Origin of the sequence: Streptomyces fumanus (assembly GCF_014655295.1) — a bacterium.
GTDB lineage: Bacteria > Actinomycetota > Actinomycetes > Streptomycetales > Streptomycetaceae > Streptomyces > Streptomyces fumanus.
Genome location: NZ_BNBI01000013.1, coordinates 79504 through 97598, shown reverse-complemented (window position 1 = coordinate 97598; position 18095 = coordinate 79504). Strand labels below are relative to the sequence as shown.

Here is an 18095-nt window from a genome sequence, read left to right as displayed (position 1 = left end):
CACCCTGGTGCTGCTCTTCGGCCGCCCCTAGGTGCGGTCGCCCTTCGGCTGGGCCGGCTGGTCCGGGGTGCCGTGCGGCGGCGGGTTGTGCGGCTGCGGCGAGGTCGCCGGCGACACCCGCGAACCGTGGTGCCCCTCGTGCCGCTCGGGCCGCAGCGCCGCCGGGTCACCGGACGACGGCCGGGCGCCGGCCCGCAACTGCTCCAGCCGCGCGGACAGCACCTCCGTCGCCGGCCGCCGGTCGCCGTGCGACCGCTCGTAGGCCAGCAGCTCCTCGACCTCCTCCGCGGCCAGCGACCGGATCCGGCTCTGCAGACCGCCGATCGGCAGATGGTCGTAGTCGGGCAGCGGGAGGGTGTTGCGGGCGGGATCGGCCATGGTTCTCACTTCCTCTGTACTGCGCGGCCGGCCGGGGCGGCCCGGCTACGCGGGTGGGGCGGCGCGGGGTCAGCGGCCGCCGCCGGGGCCGCCGCTGCCGAACGAACCGCTGCCGCCCTCGTCCCAGCGGGGCCGTTCCTGTCCGGCGGAGGTCCGGCTGCCCTGGCGCTTCAGCTCGTGCGGCCGCATCCGCTCGTCGCTCCGCGGCACCTCCTCGGGCTCCCGCACCTCCCGGGTCTCACGGACCGGGCCGCCCTCGGGCAGATGCGGCTGCTCCTCGGGGCGGGGCGGCGGCGCCTCCCGGCGCTTCACGCGGATGCCGACCGCGAAGGCGCCGATCAGCAGGGCCACGACCACGACGGCCGCCACGACCAGCCCGACGCCCATGGCGCCGTTGGTCGCGGCCAGGTTCATCCATGCGCTACTCATGACCCGCGGGTACCCCCGGTCGGGGCCGCCAACCTGGTCAGCTCGACCGCGCGGACCGGGTCCGGGAACGGTTGGCCTTGCGGATCGCGTCGAGCAGCTCCGGCTTGCTCATCCGCGAACGGCCCGGCACGTCCAGTCGCTTGGCGAGGTCGTACAGGTGCTCCTTGGAGGCGCTCTCGTCCACGCCCTCGCCGCTGCGCCCGCCCTGTCCGCGGGGCCGCGCCGACCGGGAGTCCGAGGGGCCCTTGCGCCCGCCCTCCTTGCGCTCCCAGTGGTCCCCGACCTTCTCGAACTTGTGCTTGAGCGCGCCGAACGCCACCCGGTGGGCGCGCTCGCCCTCGCCGTACTCCCGCACGGCCGAGTCGTGCGCCTTGATCCAGGTCCGCTGGGCCGCCTGGGGAGACCGCTCCAGGGTCGACGGCAGTTCCTGTCGTCCCGGCATGTCGCCACCTTCCGTTCTCGTGCTCGCTGGGCCGCACGAGTGCCCGGCGAGGGCACCGGAAAACGGGCCGCGCCCCTTGGGAACACCGGGCTCGGCGGGTTTGGCGGCCGGGACGGCGGCAACTCGCGCGGTGTGACGACGACGACGACTTCTCAAGCGGAACTCTTCCAGTTTCTCGAGGATCGCTTCGCCTGCGCACAAGCCTGCACCGAGTGTGCCCGGGCCAGCGCGCTGCGGGCGAGCCTCGTCGACCCCGACGGGAGCGAGAACCAGGAACAGGTGCGCCGCAAGGGCATCATGTGCGCCGAGGTGTGCGACGCCACCTGCCGGGTGCTGTCGGAGCAGACCCAGGCCGACGAGGCGGCCATCCGCGCCCAGGTGGAGTGGTGCCGGCAGGTGTGCCTGGAGACCGCCCAGGTCTTCGACCGGCAGCCGGGCGCCGAGGAGAGCGCGGCGGCGTGCCGGGACTGCGCCCGCGCCTGCGGGGACTTCCTGGCCACCCTGCGCTGACCCGCCCCGCCCGGTCGCGGGTAGCCTCACGGCATGGCTGCCTTCCTGACCGGCGAGACGGGCGCGAGCGGTGACGGCGAGCGGGCCGATCCGGGGCTGTTCGGCTCCGGATCGGTGACCTGGCAGGCGCACGGCGACCCGATGATGTGGATCGCCGGGATCCGCGCCCTGTACCTCCAGGCCCTGCACCCGCGCGCGGTGCGCGGCGTCATGCAGAACTCCGACTTCCGGCGGGACGCCTGGGGCCGGCTGCTGCGCACCGCGCGCTTCGTCGGCACCACCACGTACGGCACCACACGGGCGGCCCAGGAGGCGGGCGCCCGGGTCCGCCGCATCCACCGGAGGCTCAGCGCCGTCGACCCGGACACCGGCGAGCGGTACGGCGTGGACGACCCCGGGCTGCTGCTCTGGGTGCACTGCGCCGAGGTCGGCTCCTACCTGCACGTGCTGCGCCGCTCCGGGTTCCCGCTCACCGACGCCCAGGCCGACCGCTACCTAGCCGAACACCGCGTCAGCGCCCGCTTGGTCGGCCTCGACCCGGCCGGTGTGCCCGCCAGCCGCGCCGACCTGGCCGCCTACTTCGCCCGGGTGCGGCCCGAACTGGCCGCCGGACCCGAGGCCCGCGAGGTGGACGACTTCCTGCGCCGCCCGCCCACCCCCCGGGCACTGGTCCCGGCCCGCGCCCTGCTGTGGCGGCGGGTCGCGGACCTGGCCTACGGCTCCCTGCCGCCGTACGCCCACGAGCTGTACGGCAGGCCCGCGCCCGACCCGGGCACCGTCACCCGCCGTCTGCGCCGCGCCGGCACCGTCCTGCGCGCGATCCCCGCCCAGGTGCGCTGGCAACTGCCGCCCCGGCACATCCTGACCGCCGTCGCACGGCTCGGCCCGGACACCCGCCCGGCAGCGCACCGGCTGCGGCCGTAGGCACCGGCGCCCTGGCGGGGGCGATCACCGCGTGCTACCAAGAGCCATGACCACGCACCGGGGAACCCGTGCCTACGACGCCGTCGTCGTCGGCGGCGGCCACAACGGCCTGGTCGCCGCCGCCTACCTGGCCCGCGCCGGACGCTCCGTCCTGGTCCTGGAACGGCTGGCCCGCACCGGCGGAGCGGCGGTGTCCACCCGGCCCTTCCCCGGCGTCGACGCCCGGCTGTCCCGCTACTCCTACCTGGTCAGCCTGCTGCCCCGGAAGATCGTCCGGGACCTCGGCCTGGACTTCCGGGTGCGCACCCGGGACATCTCCTCGTACACGCCCGTCGAGCGGGGCGGCCGACCGACGGGGCTGCTGGTCGGCGGGGGCGAGCGGCGGACGAGGGAGTCCTTCGCCCGGCTCACCGGCGGCGAACGCGAGTACGCGGCCTGGCGGCGCTTCTACGGCATGACCGGCCAGGTCGCCCGGCGGGTCTTCCCGACGCTCACCGAACCGCTGCCCACCCGGGAGGAACTGCGCCGCCGGGTCGACGACGCGGACGCCTGGCGGGCCCTGTTCGAGGAACCGGTGGGGGTCGCCGTCGAGGAGCACTTCGCCGACGACCTGGTCCGGGGCGTGGTCCTCACCGACGCCCTGATCGGCACCTTCGCCGACGCCCACGACCCCTCCCTGCTCCAGAACCGCTGCTTCCTGTACCACGTCATCGGCGGCGGCACCGGCGCCTGGGACGTGCCGGTCGGCGGGATGGGCGCGCTCACCGACGCGCTGGCCGCCGCCGCCCGGTCGGCCGGTGCCGTGCTCGCCACCGGCCACGAGGCGGTACGGATCGACACCGACGGGCGGACCGCCGAGGTCACCTACCGCACCGCCGACGGCGAGGGCACCGCCGCCGCCCGGCACGTCCTGGTCGGCGCCTCCCCGCGGGCGCTGGCGGAGCTGACCGGCGGCCCGCCGCCCGCCCCCGCCGAGGGCGCCCAGCTCAAGGTCAACATGCTGCTGACCAGGCTGCCCGCGCTGCGCGACCCCGAGGTGGACCCCCGGGAGGCGTTCGCCGGCACCTTCCACGTGGCGGAGGGCTACGCCCAGCTCGCCGCCGCCCACGCCGACGCCGCCGCCGGCCGGGTGCCCGCCGTCCCGCCCTCGGAGATCTACTGCCACTCGCTCACCGACCCCACCATCCTCGGCCCGGAACTCGCCGAGCGCGGCCACCACACCCTCACCCTGTTCGGCCTGCACACCCCGGCCCGGCTGTTCACCGGCGACCACGACTGCGTCCGCGCCGGCCTGCTGACGGCGACCCTGGCCCAGCTCGACGCCCAGCTCGCCGAGCCCCTCGCCGACTGCCTGGCGACCGACGCGGACGGGCGGCCCTGCGTCGAGGTGAAGTCGCCGCTGGACCTGGAGCGCGAGCTGGGGCTGCCCGGCGGCCACATCTTCCACCGCGACCTGTCCTGGCCGTACGCCCAGGAGGGCACCGGTCGCTGGGGCGTGGAGACCGGCCACCCCAACGTGTTCCTGTGCGGCGCGGGCGCGGTCCGCGGGGGCGGCGTCAGCGGCGTACCGGGGCACAACGCGGCCATGGCGGTGCTGGCGGAACCGGGGGACTGAAGGGGCGGAGGGGGCGGAGGGGGCGGAAGGGACGCGAGCGGGGGACGGGGCGCATGTGCCGCGCCGGGCTGGGTACCGCGACATAGCGGACATATCGCACGCCTGGCCGTGCGGACCGCAGGACCCCCCACCCATCGACCGGTACGACAAGGAGGCCGTCATGGCCGACCTCAGCCCCATCGACCTGCAGAAGGCCCTCAGCGGCATGGACTACCCGGCGGACAAGAAGTCGCTCGTCGACCGCGCCCGCAAGAACAAGGCCGACGACCAGGTCGTCAGCGTGCTCGACGGGCTGAAGCAGGACAGCTTCGACGGGCCCAACGAGGTCCAGAAGGCCGTCTTCAACCAGTAGGACGGCCCCCGCCTCAGTCGGCCGACCGCGTCCACCCCGCCGGCTCGATCCGGGCCGCGTCCGCGGGACGGGCCGCGTCGAACAGGACGCCGTCGGCCGACTCGGCGCGCGGCGCCGCGACGTACGCCCCGCGCCCCACGTACAGCCGGTCGGTCGTGTACCGCCAGCGCAGGGTGAGCGAGCGGGCGGCCGGCAGGGCGGCGGTCAGCCGGTGCCAGACCCGGCCGGAGAAGCCGCCGACCGACCCCGCCGGGTGCTCCGCGGGCGCCGCCCCCGGCCGGGAGGTGGTGAACGGCACCGGCTGCCAGGCCGTACCGCCGTCCAGGGCGGCCTCCAGGACCAGGGCGTCCGCACCCGGCTCGGTGTCCCACCACAGCGCGCAGCGCAACCGGGCGCCGCCCGCCGAGGTGTCCAGCGCGGGCAGGGTGAGCGTGGCCGTCGCCGCGTTCGCCATCCCCGAGAACCAGGCCGTGCGCCCGCGCGGCGGCCGGACCGGCACCGCCCGCGCCAGGGCGTCGGCCGCCGCCACCCGGGGCGCCGACCCGGACCGCCAGGTGCGCACCGGGTGCACGGAGTTGCCCAGCACCACCAGGAACGAGTCGGTGGTCGGGTCCAGCACCAGCGAGGTGCCGGTGAAGCCGGTGTGCCCGGCGGTGCGCGGGGTGGCCATCGCGCCCATGTACCAGTGCTGGTACAGCTCGAAGCCGAGGCCGTGCTCGTCGCCGGGGAAGGCGGTGTTGAAGTCGGTGAACATCAGCTCCACCGACTCCGGCCGCAGGATCCGCGCCCGGCCGTAGGCGCCGCCGTTGAGCAGGGTGCGGCCGAGCACCGCGAGGTCCCAGGCGTCGGAGAACACCCCCGCGTGCCCCGCGACCCCGCCCAGCGCGAAGGCGTTCTCGTCGTGCACCTCGCCCCACACCAGGCCCCGGTCCAGCCCGGACCAGGGGGCGCGGGCGTCCTCCGTGGCCGCGATCGACGGCCGCCAGGAGGCGGGCGGGTTGTAGCGGGTGCGGCGCAGCCCCAGCGGGCCGGTGATCTCCTCGCGCAGCAGGGCGTCCAGCGGGCGGCCGGTGAGCTGCTCCAGCACCAACTGGAGCGAGATCAGGTTCAGGTCCGAGTAGAGGTAGGCGGTACCCGGCGGGCTGACCGGGGCCTCGTCGAAGATCCGCCGCACCTTCTCCTCGTACGTCGGCGAGGTGTAGAGCGGAATCCACGCCCGGAACCCCGAGGTGTGCGTGAGGAGCTGGCGGATCGTCACCTCCCGCTTGCCCGCCCGGCCGAACTCCGGCAGGTACGAGGCGACCGCCGCCTCCAGGCGCAGCGCGCCCCGCTCGATCTGCTGGACCGCCAGCAGCGTGGTGAACAGCTTGGACACCGACGCCAGGTCGAACACCGTCCCCCGGGTCGTGGGGATCTGCTCGGCGGCCGGGAACTCCACACCGGTGTCCGTGGCCTCGTCGTACGCCCGGTAGCGCACCGCCATGCCGATCGGCTCGTGCAGCGCGACCGTGCCGCCCCGCCCGGCGAGCAGCACCGCCCCCGCGTACCAGGGGTGCCGGGGGGACGGGCCGAGGAACGCCTCGGCGCCGGTGACCAGCCGCCGCAGATGCTCCGGGAGCAGCCCGGCCCGCTCGGCCGGGCCGTGCCGCAGGGTGGTCCGCCGGACCCCCGGGGCGACGGCCGCGGCGGGCCCGGCCGCGTACGGGCCGATGGCCAGCGCCCCGCCCAGCGCCAGCGCGCCCGCGCTCAGTTGCCGCCGGGTCACTGCGCCCGTGCCCTGTTCCGCCGCTGCCATGGAGAGCCTCCTTCGGGTTGCCGGGGCCGGACGTCTTCTCCCGCGGAACCCGAACCGGAACCGTGACCGCGTCCGGCGCTCACCGGGGAACCGCCGGGTCCGGTCCGCGGGCGGGCCGGGCCGCGGGACGGGGGTGCCGACCGGTCCGGCCGTCCGGCCGCCGACGGCGTCACCGCCGCGGGCGGTGGCCGTCCCGGACGCGTGCGCATCGGGCCTCCCGACGCCCTCGACGGAAGGGAGCGGTTGAGCGTACCAACCGGTATCGGCCCTGTCAGCGCCATGACAGCGACGCGTTCCTGATCCCCGCCGCCGGGCCGTACGTGTCTTGACCCGCCGCCGTCCCCGGCCGAGGATCACCGTCATGACGCCCGGACACGGCAGCACCGTCGACGGAGTGCTGCGCCGCAGCGCCCGCCGCACCCCCGCGCGGACCGCCCTGGAATTCGGCGACCGCACCTGGACGTACCAGGAACTCGACACCGCCGTCTCCCGCGCGGCGGCCGTCCTGCGCGCCGAGGGACTCGCCCCCGGCGACCGGGTCGGCGCCTACGGCCACAACTCCGACGCCTACCTGATCGCCTTCCTCGCCTGCGCGCGGGCCGGCCTGGTGCACGTGCCGGTCAACCAGAACCTCACCGGCGACGACCTGGCGTACCTGGTCACCCAGTCCGGCAGCGCGCTGGTCCTGGCCGACCCCGCCCTCGCCGGCCGGCTCCCCGCCGCCGTACCCGTCCTGCCGCTGCGGGACGCCGACGGCTCCCTCCTGGACCGGCTGGCCACCGCCCCCGCCTTCGACGGCCCGGAACCCGGCGCCGAGGACCTGGTGCAGCTCCTCTACACCTCCGGCACCACCGCGCTGCCCAAGGGCGCGATGATGACCCACCGGGCCCTGGTGCACGAGTACCTCAGCGCCATCACCGCCCTCGACCTGCGGGCCGGCGACCGCCCGGTGCACGCGCTGCCGCTCTACCACTCCGCGCAGACCCACGTCTTCCTGCTGCCCTACCTCGCCGTCGGCGCCACCAACATCCTCCTGGAGAGCCCTGACCCCGACCGCCTGCTGGACCTGATCGAGGCCGGCCGGGCGGACAGCCTGTTCGCGCCGCCCACCGTCTGGATCGGCCTCGCGGGCCGCCCCGACTTCGCCACCCGGGACCTCCGCGGCCTGCGCAAGGCGTACTACGGCGCGTCGGTCATGCCGGTGCCCGTCCTGGAGCGGCTCCGCGCCCGGCTGCCCGGACTCGCCTTCTACAACTGCTTCGGACAGAGCGAGATCGGCCCCCTGGCCACCGTCCTCGGCCCCGACGAGCACGAGGGCCGGATGGACTCCTGCGGCCGGCCCGTGCTGTTCGTGGACGCCCGGGTGGTCGACGAGGACGGCCGGGACGTGCCCGACGGCACCCCCGGCGAGATCGTCTACCGCTCCCCGCAACTGTGCGAGGGCTACTGGGACAAGCCCGAGGAGACCGCCGCGGCCTTCCGCGACGGCTGGTTCCGCTCCGGCGACCTCGCGGTGCGCGACCCGGACGGCTACTTCACCATCGTCGACCGGGTCAAGGACGTCATCAACTCCGGCGGCGTGCTGGTCGCCTCCCGCCAGGTCGAGGACGCCCTCTACACCCATCCCGGCGTCGCCGAGGCCGCCGTGGTCGGGCTGCCCGACCCGCGCTGGATCGAGGCGGTCACCGCCGTCGTCGTCCCGCGCGGCGAGGTGACCGAGGCCGAACTGCTCGCCCACGCCCGCGCACGGCTGCCCGCCTTCAAGGCCCCCAAGCGGGTCCTGTTCGCCGACGCGCTGCCCCGCAACGCCAGCGGCAAGATCCTCAAGCGGGAGCTGCGGGACCGTTTCGCCACCGCCTGAAAGGTCCTTCCCGCACGGCCTGTCGGCGCCCCGGGCCGATCGCTAGGCTGACCCGCGGACGACGCGATCGGGAGGAGCACGGACGTGGCCGAGACCACCACCCACCAGCGCCCGCCGACAGGCTGGGACAAGCCGGACCTGGATCTGAGCGGCGCGCAGTGGCAGTCCAGCAGCGGAGGTCTGGGGGACGTGCAGATCGCCTTCGTCGAGGGCTTCATCGCCATGCGCAACGGGACCCGCCCGGAGAGCCCCTCCCTGATCTTCACCCCCGCCGAGTGGGGCGCCTTCGTCTCCGGGGCGCGCGGCGGCGAGTTCGACCTCACCTGAGCCCCGCCGGCCGCCGGCCGCGGACCGGCCGAACCGGGGGAGTTCTGCGGTGATTTCCCGGACACGCGTCCCCGGGCACCCGCCCGGGACCGCCACCTGAGCGAGGCTGGCGCCCGGAGGGGGGACGCACTCCGGAAGGTGAGGAACCCATGAGCACCCTGCCGGTCGTCGCCGCGGTCGACGGTTCGGACGACAGCCTGCGCGCCCTGGACTGGGCACGGGACGCCGCCCGCCGGCGCGCGGCACCCCTGCGGGTGGCCCACGTGCGGCAGTACGCCGTGTGGTCCCAGCCCGACGTCATGGCCGTCGCCCCGCCCCACCCGGAGGAGGACGAGGTCCTCGACGCCGCCCGCGCCCACCTGGGGGCCGGCGACGGACCGCCGGACACCGAGTACCTCGCCGTCGAGGGCGTCCCGAACGCCGCCCTGCCCGAACTCTCCGCCGACGCCCAGCTCCTGGTCCTCGGCTCCCGGGGCCGCGGCGGCTTCGCCGCCCTGCTGCTCGGCTCCGCCTCGCTGGCCGCCGCCCGCGACGCCGAGTGCCCGGTCGTCGTCGTACCGCGCCCCGGCCGCGAGGTGCCCGCCGAGGCGGCCCCGCCCGGACCCGGCCCGCACGTGGTGGCCGGGCTGCGGGTCGACAGCCCCGACGACGCCACCCTCGCCTTCGCCTTCGCCGAGGCCGCCACGCGCGGCGCGAGCGTCCGGGCCGTCGCCGCCTACCCGTGGCCGGTACCGGCCTGGACCGCGCCCGGCCAGGTGGTGCCGCCGGTGATCGACGAGGCCGCGGTGGCGAGCGAGACCCGGGCCCTCGCCGAAGGCTTCCTCGCCCCCCACCGCGAACGGCACCCCGGCGTCCGGGCCGAGCCGCACGTCGTCCCCGGCGACGCGGCCGGCAACCTGGTCGCCGCCTCCCGCGACGCCGACCTCGTGGTCGTCGGCCGGCACCGGCGACGCCTGCTGGCCCCGGCCCGCATGATGGGCTCGGTCACCCACGCCGTCCTGCTGCACGCCGCGGCCCCCGTCGCGGTCGTCCCGCCCTCCCCGCCGGCGGAATGAGGCCCCGGTCGCCCGGCGTCCGGGCGACGCGGCCACGTACCATGGGCGGCATGTCGTTCCTCCGCCGCCGCAGTGCCACCCCCGCCGGGCCCGACTTCGACGTACTGGCCATGGACCCGGGCGACTGGCCCGGCAATCTGGGCGCCGGTCTGCTGCCCGCCCCCGACGGCACCTGCCAGGGCGTCTTCCTGCGGTACGACCTGTTCGGCGGCCGCGGCCCCGCGATGATCATCGGGAACCTGCCCGAGGGCTCCCCGGCCCGGGACGTCCCCGAGGGGCAGGTCCCCTTCGAGGTCGCCCAACTGCTGCTCGCGCTGGAGAACGACGAGGAGGTCACCGTCGTCGGCGCCGAGGACACCCCGGTCATGCAGGGCGACAACCTGCTGATCGTGCGCCGCCTCAAGCTCTCCGAGAGCCGCATCTCCTGTGTGCAGTTCGACCGCAGCGACCAGGTCCTGGTGACCATCGCCGCCTGGGACCGCCCCATCACCGACGACCTGTACGCCCTGCTGAAGCCGCTCCCGGCGGAGCTTTTCCAGCAGGGCTGACACCGGGTACTCAGCCGACGGTCTCCACATCGGCGGCGCGGACGAACGCCACGCGGTGCCCGTACTGGATCTCGTAGTACCGGTCCTGGCCCCGCACGACCCGGTGCGACTCCTCGTCGTAGGTCACCGCGTAGTAGTACTCGCCGGGGACCTCGTCGCCCACCACGTACGCCTGGCCCGCGGGCAGGCGGTACGGCAGCGGCGACACCGACTGGACGGGTACCCCGGCCGGGTAGGCCGCCGCCTCCGGGTAGGCCCTGCCGTACACCGGGGCGCTCGCCAGACCGGCCCGGGGCGTGACCAGCGTGCCCTTGGCGGGCACGGCCGTGCGCCGCTCGGGCGGGTCGCGGAACCACGCCTTCTGCCCCAGGTACCAGATGGCCGTCCAGTCGCCCCACCGGTCGGCGACCGCGAACTGCTGTCCGGTGGAGACCCGGGACGACAGGTCGTTGACGCCCGTCCCCGGAGCCGTGCCCAGGCCCGGGTCCCGGATCAGCGGGGCCGTCTCGTCGTGGTCGGAGTACAGCCGCACCTCGCTGGAGCCGTGCGCCGGGCAGGGCACGCCCGCGCTCGCGCAGCCGGTGTAGACCGGCCGGTTCGACGCGTAGTCGGGGCGGATGGTGACCACGTCCGCGTCCTTCCCGGCGGTGGGGTGGAAGGGGCGGCCCAGCAGCCGGAAGTAGTGCGCCCAGTCCCAGTACGGGCCCGGGTCGGTGTGCATGCCGGGGACGCTGGAGGCGGTCGGCCCGGGCACGTTGTCGTGGCCCAGGATGTGCTGCCGGTCCAGCGGGACGCCGTACTTCTTCGCCAGGTACTTCACCAACCTCGCCGACGAGCGGTACATCGCCTCCGTGTACCAGGTGTCCGGATCGGTGAGGAAGCCCTCGTGCTCCAGGCCGATCGAGCCCGCGTTGACGTACCAGTTGCCCGCGTGCCAGGCCACGTCCTCGGCCTTCACGTGCTGGGCTATGTGGCCGTCGGTGGAGCGCAGGGAGTAGTTCCAGGACACATAGGTGGGGTCCTGCACCAGGTTCAGGACACCGTCCCAGGTGCCCTCCGTGTCGTGCACGACGATGTACCGGACGCGCTGGGAGGCGGGCCGGTCGGCCAGGTCGTGGTTGCCGTAGTCGCCGTCCCCGAACTCCTCGTACGGCGCCGGCACCCACTCGCAGGACACCGTCGGCGGGCACTCGGTACCGGCCGTCTCGGCGGTCCGCAGCCCCGCCCGCGCCAACTGGGCGCGCTCCGGGGCCACTTCGGGACGGGCGGGCAGGGTGACGCGCTGCCCGCTGTCGGTGGTGCGGCGCTCACCGGCGCGGATCACGGCGTACACGTCGTCGGCGTAGGCCGCCGCCGTGGCGGTGTCGTCGGCGCCGGAGAACCGGGCCACCGCCCCGTACCAGTCCGCCGGGTCCGCGCCGGCCGGCTCGCCCAGGCGCCGCTGCGCGTCGGCGAGCAGCGCGGCGCCGCCGACCACGTTGGCCGCCGGGTCGGTGCGCAGGGCCTCGGGGCTCAGCCCGGTCAGTTCGGCCGCCCTCGGCAGCGTCGACAGCCGGGCCGGTACGGCGGTGGCCACGGGCCGGGGTTCCGGGCGCACCGCGGGGCGGGCGTCGTCGCCGCGCGGGTCCTCGGCGCCCTCGTCGTGGTGCGAGGAGGCGCGGGCCAGGGCGGTGCGGGCGTCGGTGAGGTGCATCGGGCCGTAGCCGCCGGTCACGCTCGGCGCGCCGCCGTGCGTGTCCCAGCGGGACTGGAGGTAGGAGACGCCCAGCAGCACGCTGGGCGGTACGTGGTACTCGGCCGCCGCGGCGGCGAAGGCCCGCTGCAGCCGGTCGGGGGCGGGCGCGGTACCGGCGGGCCCGGCGGTGGCCGGGGCGGCGCCGAGCAGCGGCAGCAGCAGCGCCGACGCGGCGACGGCGGCGGCCGTGGCGCGCGGGCGTATGCCGCCGGGGGAGTCGGTGGCGGACGACGGGCCGGGGACGGAACCTCGCAATGCGGCCTCCTGGGACGACGGGGGGTGTCGGGGCGGCCGGGGCCGGGTGTCCGTCAGTGGTACCCGCCGGTGCGACGATCCGTCAATCACGCAGGGGTGAGGAGGACTTGACGCCAGTGGCGTACACCAGTGGCGTCCGCGGTCGCGGGCACACGGAAGGGCCCGCGGCACGCCCTCTCGGGGCGCACCGCGGGCCGTGGTCCCGTCAGCGCGTGCCGACCGCCGCGCGCACCGCCCGGCGGGCCAACTGGGCGTCGTCGTGCAGCCGCCGCAGCAGCAGCCGCTGCTCCTCGCCGGTCGGCGTGGCCCCCGGGTGGGCCGGGCTCGGGGCCGGCGGGGCCGCGTCGCGCATCGAACGCTGCACGGCCGTCTCGTACGTACGGATCTCGCGGGTCAGGACCAGCATCAGGTTGACCAGGAACGCGTCCCGCGCGGCCGGGCCCGCCGACTGGGCGAGCTGGCTGATCTGGCGCCGGGCCCCCGGCGCGTCCCCGAGCACCGTCCAGAGCGTCGCCAGGTCGTACCCCGGCAGGTACCAGCCCGCGTGCTCCCAGTCGACCAGCACCGGTCCGGCCGGTGACATCAGGATGTTCGACAGCAGGGCGTCGCCGTGGCAGAACTGGCCCATGCCCTGGCGGCCGGCCGCGTGCGCGATGCCGAGCAGCAGCTTCTGCAGGTCGCCCAGGTCCCGGTCGGTGAGCAGCCCCAGCTCGTGGTAGCGGGAGATTCGCGCCGCGTAGTCCAGCGGGGCGTCGAAGGCACCCGCCGGGGGCCGCCAGGCGTTGAGCCGGCAGATGGTGCCGAGGGCCGCCCTGATGTCCGCGCGCGGCGGTGTCTCCAGGGGGTGGCGCTGCAGGGCCGCCACCCGTCCCGGCATCCGTTCGATGACGAGCGTGCAGTTGTCCGGGTCCGCCGCGATCAGCCTGGGCACCCGCACCGGCGGGCGCTGCCGGACGAACGAGCGGTAGGCCGCTATCTCGTGCCTACTCCGCTCCGCCCACGCGGGGGAGTGGTCCAGCAGGCACTTGGCCACGGCGGTGCTGCGTCCGGTCGTCCCGACCAGCAGCACCGACCGCCCGGTGCGGCGCAGCACCTGCACCGGAGCGAACTCCGGGCAGATCCGGTGCACCGCGGCGATCGCCGTACGCAACTGGGTGCCCTGCGGGCCGGACAGGTCGATTCTCCCGCTGAGCGGCTGGCCGCCCGGCACCGGGGCACGCCGCGCCCTGCCCGCCCCGAGCACCTCGGAGGCCGGCCGCGCGGGGGCGAGGTAGGGTCCGCTTCCGGCGGGACGGGGGTGCGGCGTGCGGGTGGGGGCGGACACGGAGGCCGATGCTGCGTACATGGGCGAGCCAGATCCCTTCTTGTACCTGCTGTGCCTGCCTGAGCTGAGCCGTCGGTCGGCCGGTGGTCGCGCCGCCCGCCCGGCCGCCGGGGGCCACCCTGGGGAATGCCCCCGCGGTGGCCGGGTCGGGGTGGCGCGTTCCTACTCGACACCCGTCCGGCCCTGGCACACCATCTGGCGGACCCTGGCGAACCCTGGCGAATAGTCGCCGGGCATGTCCGGCGGGTCTACTGTCAACTCAGCCGAGAACCTGGGGGCTTGACGTGAGCGGACGACCCAATACCCGGCTCGCGGACCTGTTCGGCCTGGCCGGCTGGTCCAAGGGCGAACTCGCGAGGCTGGTCAACCGGCAGGCGGCGGCCATGGGCCACCTCCAACTGGCGACCGACACCTCGCGGGTGCGGCGCTGGATCGACAAGGGAGAGATCCCGCGCGATCCGGTGCCACGGGTGCTGGCGGCCCTGTTCACCGAGCGTCTCGGCCGTGTCGTGACCATGGAGGACCTCGGTCTGGTGCGGCACGGGCGCGCGGGGAATCGGCCACGCGACGGGAGTGCGGAACATCCCGACGGCGTGCCGTGGGCGCCCGAGCGGACCGCCGAGGTCCTCACCGAATTCACGGGAATGGATCTCATGCTCAACCGACGCGGCTTGGTGGGCGCGGGCGCCGCGCTCGCCACGGGCTCCGCACTCAGCAGCGCCATGCACGACTGGCTGCACACCGACCCGGTGCTGGCCGCCGACGCTCCCGACCTCCACGATCCCCTGCGCATCGCCGACCCCGCCGGGTTCGACCGCTACGAGGCCGCCCCCATCGGGTGGCAGGAGATCGAGGCACTGGAGCGTTCGGTCGGGGTGTTCCGCGCCTGGGACGCCGCCCGCGGCGGCGGCCTCCAGCGCAAGGCCGTGGTGGGCCAGCTCAACGAGGTGGGCGGCATGCTCGCCTACCGCCACCCTCCCCATCTCCAGCGGCGCCTGTGGGGCGTCGCCGCCAACCTGGCGGTCCTCGCGGGCTGGATGTCGCACGACGTGGGGCTGGAACCCACGGCCCAGAAGTACTTCCTCATCGCCGCCCACGCCGCCCGCGAGGGCGGTGACCGGCCCCGGGCCGGCGAGGCGCTCTCCCGGGCGGCCCGGCAGATGGTGCACCTCGGGCGGCCCGACGAGGCACTGGACCTGATGAAGCTGGCCACCTCCGGTTCGGGGGAGCGACTGCTGCCGCGCACCCGGGCGATGTTCCACACCATCGAGGCGTGGGCCCTGGCGTCCATGGGCAAGGGCCAGGCCATGCGCCGCACCCTCGGACAGGCCGAGGACCTGTTCGTCTCCGACCGCGACGACACCGAACCGCCGGACTGGATGCAGCTCTTCACCGCCGAGGACCTGTACGGCATGACGGCCCTGGCCTACCGCACGCTGGCCGAGTCCGACCCGGGTGCGGCGGTGCACGCCCAGTACTACGCGGGCAAGGCACTGGACACGAGGAGCGACGCCCGGGGACGGTCGAAGATCTTCGACCATCTCTCCATGGCCTCGGCCTGCTTCATCGCCGACGAGCCCGAGCAGGCGGACCGGTACGCGCGGCTGGCCCTGATGTCGATGGGCTCCAACTCCTCCCTGCGCACCTGGGACCGGCTGCGCCAGATGTACCGGCTGACCGCGCGGTACGCGAGCTGCCCGCGGATCCGGGAGCTGCGGGAGGAGATCGAACTGGCGCTGCCGAAGGGGAAGGGGAAGAGCGGCAACAGCGCCCTGGCGTAGCGCGCGGCGCGCTGCGTCACGGCAGCACCCGGGCGGCCAGCACACAGGTGTCGTCCCCGAGTCCGGGGCACTCCCGCGTCACGATCCGCACCCCTTCCTGCGCCGAGCCCGCCTCGGCCAGGCGGGGGGCCAGGGCGAGCAGCCGGTCCGCCACGGCCGGTGGGCCGGTGTGCAGGAGCAGCAGATCACCGGGCCGGAGGGTCTCCTCGGGCTGGGAGACGGGTGCTTGGGAGTCGGGTGCCTGTGTATCGGGCGCTTGAACGTCGCGTGCCTGGGCGTCAGGTGTGCGTGCATCGCGCGCTTGAACGTCGCGTGCCCGGGCGTCGGGTGCTCCCGCTTCGGGTGCCCGGCCGGCGGACGGCGGTGTGCCGAGCCGGCGCCCCGTCCCGTCGCGGAACAGCAGCGGGGCGGGGTGTCCGGTGCCCGCCCAGGTCAGGACGCGGGTGCCGGCCCGGTACGTACAGCAGGCGGTGCCGGTGAGGGCGAGCCGGCCGAGCATCGCGCCGGGCCGGGTGCCCGCCATGGCCAGGCCGCGCAGGGTGCCGATGAGCAGCGCGGTGGTCTCCGGGTCGCCGGGGCGGGGGCCGACGCCGAGGAGGACCTCGCCGTCGGCGGTCTCGGCGGCGTCGTACCAGGCCGTGCCGGGGCGGTCGGGGGAAGCGGGGGAGCGGGCGGCGGCCAGGTCCAGACCGGCCGTACGGGGGAGCGGCGCCGGTTCCGGCCCGGTGTCCCGGGGGCGGGGGTGGATCGCCTCCCGGGTCGCGGCCACCGCCCGCTGGCTGCGGCGCAGTGCGGTGACGTCGCGCAGCACCGCCCACATCGAGGCGGTGCTGCCGTCGGCGTCGAGCACGGGTTCGCCCATCATGTGCACCGTACGCACGGTGCCGTCCGGGCGGACGACCCGGAACTCGCCGTCGATCGGCCGCCCGTCGACGAGACAGCCGGTGACCATCGCGGTCAGCTTCGGCCGGTCCTCGTCCAGGACCAGGGACGGCAGCTCGTCGAGGGTGAGCGGCGGGGCGGCGGGGTCGCGGCCGAGGATCCGGTACAGCTCCCCGGACCAGTCGGCGGCGTCCGTCAGCAGGTTCCACTCGGCGCTGCCGACCCGGCTGAGCAGCGACCCGGCCGGGTGCCCGGTCCCGGCGGCCGGTGCCGGACCCTCCCGCAACTGCGCCAAGTGCTCGTCCAGGTCCTCCAGTTGGTGCAGCGCCAGGTCGTACAGGGCGCGCCGCCAGCGTCCGTGGGGGTCCGCTCCGTCGCGCGGGGTGCCCCGGCGCACGGCGTCCACGTCGCCCTTGAGCCGCCGCGCCTGGGTGATCAGCGACTCGACCGCGCGGCGGCCGGGCGGCGGGGCGGCGGAATGACCCGCGGACAGGTGGGACGGCATGACGCGCTCCGGTGTGCTGACGGTCCGACCGGGACGGGACCGCGGCGGGCGGGAGAACCGCTATCGACTGTCGCACAGCCCGCCAGGCCCCGTAAGGGATTTGGCGACACCCGGCACGGCGGTGCCAGCGGCATATGCCACCGTCCCCGGTGCGTCCTTCGAGCGGCGCCAAGTCGTAGGAAGGATACGGGAGTTGACTGAGGCGTACGGGCGTTCTGGTGTGGTCCGTGTGTTCGATGTGCGGGGGTTCTAGTGGGGTTCCGCGTACAGGGCCGGGCGCGGGGCCAGGCCGACGGCCGTGCGGGTGCCGGACTCCAGGGCGCGCACTCCCGCCTCGGCGACCGCGGCGGCCGCGTAGCCGTCCCAGGCGCTCGGTCCGGTGACCCGGCCGGCGCGGGTGGCGTCGACCCACGCCCGCAGCTCGCGGTCGTAGGCGTCCGCGAACCGCAGCAGATAGTCCGCCGGCACCTCCTCGCGGGCCCCGCCCGCCGCCGTCACCACCATGGTGTGGTCCTCGCCGATCCGGGCGCTGCCCGCCTCGCAGACGGCCTCGCAGCGCACCTGGTAGCCGAAGCCGCAGTTGACGAAGACCTCCACGTCGACCAGGGCGCCCCGGTCGGTCTCGAAGACCACGAACTGCGGGTCGGACAGGCCCGCGGGCGCGCCGGCGGACGGCCGCGGCCGGTGCACGGTCACCGCGTCGATCTCGTGCCCGAGCAGCCAGCGGGCGGCGTCGATCTCGTGCGAGACGGAGCTGTCGATCAGCATCGCGGAGGTGAAGTACGGGGGCGAGGAGACGTTGCGGTGGGTGCAGTGCAGCAGCAGGGGCCGGCCCAGCCGCCCGCTGTCCAGCAGTGACTTCAGCCGCGCGTACTCGGTGTCGTAGCGCCGCATGAACCCGATCTGGGTCAGCCGCCGGCCCAGTCCGGCCTCGGCCTCCACCACCCGCAGCGCGCCCGCCGGGTCGGGCACCATCGGCTTCTCGCACAGCACCGGCAGCCCCCGGGCGAACGCGGCGAGCAGCGCCTCCTCGTGCGCCTCGCCGGGGGAGGCGATCAGCACCGCCTCGACCCCGGGCACGTCCAGCGCGGCCTCGGCCTCGGCGTGGACCGTCACGCCCGCCCGCCCGGCGACGGCCTCCTCGGCCCGCGCGGCGTCGGGGTCGGCGACGGCGACGACCCTGGCCCCGCTCACCACCCGGTCCAGCCGTCGAATGTGGTCGGCGCCCATGTGTCCCGCGCCGAGGACCGCCACGCCCAGCAACTGACTCACGTTCCGTCGGCTCCTTCTCCGGCCCGCCGGAGGTCCGCGGGCACCGAGGCCAGCGTTCCACGGCCGTCAAGGGGCGGGCCGGCGCGGGGTCGGTGCCGCGCGGGT

Annotated in this window: 17 protein-coding genes; 9 read left to right on the top strand and 8 right to left on the bottom strand. The window is 75.5% G+C overall.

What is annotated here, in order from left to right:
* Positions 1–27: 27 nt before the first annotated feature.
* The 3 genes from IE316_RS27225 to IE316_RS27215 all read right to left on the bottom strand — a co-directional run bounded on the left by IE316_RS27225 (position 28) and on the right by IE316_RS27215 (position 1249).
* Positions 28–378, bottom strand: coding sequence for a DUF8129 domain-containing protein (locus IE316_RS27225; RefSeq protein WP_190207144.1), 351 nt, complete (start codon positions 376–378; stop codon positions 28–30).
* A 69-nt stretch (positions 379–447) separates the two neighbouring features.
* A complete protein-coding gene (locus IE316_RS27220) occupies positions 448–807 on the bottom strand; it encodes a DUF6479 family protein (protein WP_190207143.1) in 360 nt (119 codons plus the stop codon).
* Positions 808–844: 37 nt separating this feature from the next.
* A complete protein-coding gene (locus IE316_RS27215; protein WP_190207142.1) occupies positions 845–1249 on the bottom strand; it encodes a ChaB family protein in 405 nt (134 codons plus the stop codon).
* 132 nt (positions 1250–1381) lie between these two features.
* Here IE316_RS27215 and IE316_RS27210 point away from each other — a divergent pair, with 132 nt between their 5' ends.
* The 4 genes from IE316_RS27210 to IE316_RS27195 all read left to right on the top strand — a co-directional run bounded on the left by IE316_RS27210 (position 1382) and on the right by IE316_RS27195 (position 4650).
* A complete protein-coding gene (locus tag IE316_RS27210) occupies positions 1382–1759 on the top strand; it encodes a four-helix bundle copper-binding protein (protein ID WP_190207141.1) in 378 nt (125 codons plus the stop codon).
* A gap of 33 nt (positions 1760–1792) precedes the next feature.
* Positions 1793–2683 (top strand): oxygenase MpaB family protein, encoded by an 891-nt coding sequence (locus tag IE316_RS27205; protein WP_190207140.1) that lies wholly within the window; start codon positions 1793–1795, stop codon positions 2681–2683.
* A gap of 46 nt (positions 2684–2729) precedes the next feature.
* Positions 2730–4298, top strand: coding sequence for a phytoene desaturase family protein (locus tag IE316_RS27200; RefSeq protein ID WP_190207139.1), 1569 nt, complete (start codon positions 2730–2732; stop codon positions 4296–4298).
* A gap of 160 nt (positions 4299–4458) precedes the next feature.
* Positions 4459–4650, top strand: coding sequence for a DUF2795 domain-containing protein (locus IE316_RS27195; protein WP_190207138.1), 192 nt, complete (start codon positions 4459–4461; stop codon positions 4648–4650).
* A 13-nt stretch (positions 4651–4663) separates the two neighbouring features.
* Here the strand turns inward: IE316_RS27195 and IE316_RS27190 are convergent, their stop codons facing one another.
* Positions 4664–6445 (bottom strand): serine hydrolase domain-containing protein, encoded by a 1782-nt coding sequence (locus IE316_RS27190; RefSeq protein ID WP_190207137.1) that lies wholly within the window; start codon positions 6443–6445, stop codon positions 4664–4666.
* Positions 6446–6806: 361 nt separating this feature from the next.
* Here IE316_RS27190 and IE316_RS27185 point away from each other — a divergent pair, with 361 nt between their 5' ends.
* From IE316_RS27185 to IE316_RS27170, 4 genes are all read left to right on the top strand, one after another.
* The gene (locus IE316_RS27185; RefSeq protein ID WP_190207136.1) at positions 6807–8306 is read left to right on the top strand and encodes an acyl-CoA synthetase; all 1500 of its coding nucleotides are present in this window, start codon (positions 6807–6809) and stop codon (positions 8304–8306) included.
* 84 nt (positions 8307–8390) lie between these two features.
* Positions 8391–8633, top strand: a complete 243-nt coding sequence (locus tag IE316_RS27180) for a DUF397 domain-containing protein (RefSeq protein WP_190207135.1) — start codon at positions 8391–8393, stop codon at positions 8631–8633.
* A 149-nt stretch (positions 8634–8782) separates the two neighbouring features.
* On the top strand, positions 8783–9688 hold the full coding sequence (locus IE316_RS27175; protein WP_190207134.1) for a universal stress protein: 906 nt from the start codon (positions 8783–8785) through the stop codon (positions 9686–9688).
* 50 nt (positions 9689–9738) lie between these two features.
* Positions 9739–10236 (top strand): hypothetical protein, encoded by a 498-nt coding sequence (locus tag IE316_RS27170; RefSeq protein ID WP_190207133.1) that lies wholly within the window; start codon positions 9739–9741, stop codon positions 10234–10236.
* A 10-nt stretch (positions 10237–10246) separates the two neighbouring features.
* Here IE316_RS27170 and IE316_RS27165 read toward each other — a convergent pair whose 3' ends face one another.
* A complete protein-coding gene (locus IE316_RS27165) occupies positions 10247–12226 on the bottom strand; it encodes a peptidoglycan recognition protein family protein (RefSeq protein WP_190207132.1) in 1980 nt (659 codons plus the stop codon).
* A gap of 205 nt (positions 12227–12431) precedes the next feature.
* Entirely contained in the window at positions 12432–13571 is a 1140-nt protein-coding gene (locus IE316_RS27160; RefSeq protein WP_190207131.1) for an aminoglycoside phosphotransferase family protein, read from the bottom strand.
* A 263-nt stretch (positions 13572–13834) separates the two neighbouring features.
* Between IE316_RS27160 and IE316_RS27155 the strand changes: the two genes are divergently transcribed.
* Positions 13835–15331 (top strand): DNA-binding protein NsdB, encoded by a 1497-nt coding sequence (locus IE316_RS27155; protein WP_190207130.1) that lies wholly within the window; start codon positions 13835–13837, stop codon positions 15329–15331.
* A 16-nt stretch (positions 15332–15347) separates the two neighbouring features.
* On the opposite strand, the gene IE316_RS27150 is transcribed toward IE316_RS27155, so the two are convergent.
* Both IE316_RS27150 and IE316_RS27145 read right to left on the bottom strand, forming a co-directional pair.
* Positions 15348–16718, bottom strand: coding sequence for a PAS domain-containing protein (locus IE316_RS27150; RefSeq protein WP_190207129.1), 1371 nt, complete (start codon positions 16716–16718; stop codon positions 15348–15350).
* A 249-nt stretch (positions 16719–16967) separates the two neighbouring features.
* Positions 16968–17990 (bottom strand): Gfo/Idh/MocA family protein, encoded by a 1023-nt coding sequence (locus IE316_RS27145; protein WP_190207128.1) that lies wholly within the window; start codon positions 17988–17990, stop codon positions 16968–16970.
* Positions 17991–18095 lie beyond the last annotated feature (105 nt).

Coding starts and splice junctions, on each gene's coding strand:
- IE316_RS27190 (WP_190207137.1), bottom strand. CDS start 6,445: ATGGCAGCGGCGGAACAGGGCACGGGCGCAGTGACCCGGCGGCAACTG.
- IE316_RS27195 (WP_190207138.1), top strand. CDS start 4,459: ATGGCCGACCTCAGCCCCATCGACCTGCAGAAGGCCCTCAGCGGCATG.
- IE316_RS27185 (WP_190207136.1), top strand. CDS start 6,807: ATGACGCCCGGACACGGCAGCACCGTCGACGGAGTGCTGCGCCGCAGC.
- IE316_RS27215 (WP_190207142.1), bottom strand. CDS start 1,249: ATGCCGGGACGACAGGAACTGCCGTCGACCCTGGAGCGGTCTCCCCAG.
- IE316_RS27205 (WP_190207140.1), top strand. CDS start 1,793: ATGGCTGCCTTCCTGACCGGCGAGACGGGCGCGAGCGGTGACGGCGAG.
- IE316_RS27220 (WP_190207143.1), bottom strand. CDS start 807: ATGAGTAGCGCATGGATGAACCTGGCCGCGACCAACGGCGCCATGGGC.
- IE316_RS27150 (WP_190207129.1), bottom strand. CDS start 16,718: ATGCCGTCCCACCTGTCCGCGGGTCATTCCGCCGCCCCGCCGCCCGGC.
- IE316_RS27175 (WP_190207134.1), top strand. CDS start 8,783: ATGAGCACCCTGCCGGTCGTCGCCGCGGTCGACGGTTCGGACGACAGC.
- IE316_RS27160 (WP_190207131.1), bottom strand. CDS start 13,571: ATGTACGCAGCATCGGCCTCCGTGTCCGCCCCCACCCGCACGCCGCAC.
- IE316_RS27225 (WP_190207144.1), bottom strand. CDS start 378: ATGGCCGATCCCGCCCGCAACACCCTCCCGCTGCCCGACTACGACCAT.
- IE316_RS27170 (WP_190207133.1), top strand. CDS start 9,739: ATGTCGTTCCTCCGCCGCCGCAGTGCCACCCCCGCCGGGCCCGACTTC.
- IE316_RS27200 (WP_190207139.1), top strand. CDS start 2,730: ATGACCACGCACCGGGGAACCCGTGCCTACGACGCCGTCGTCGTCGGC.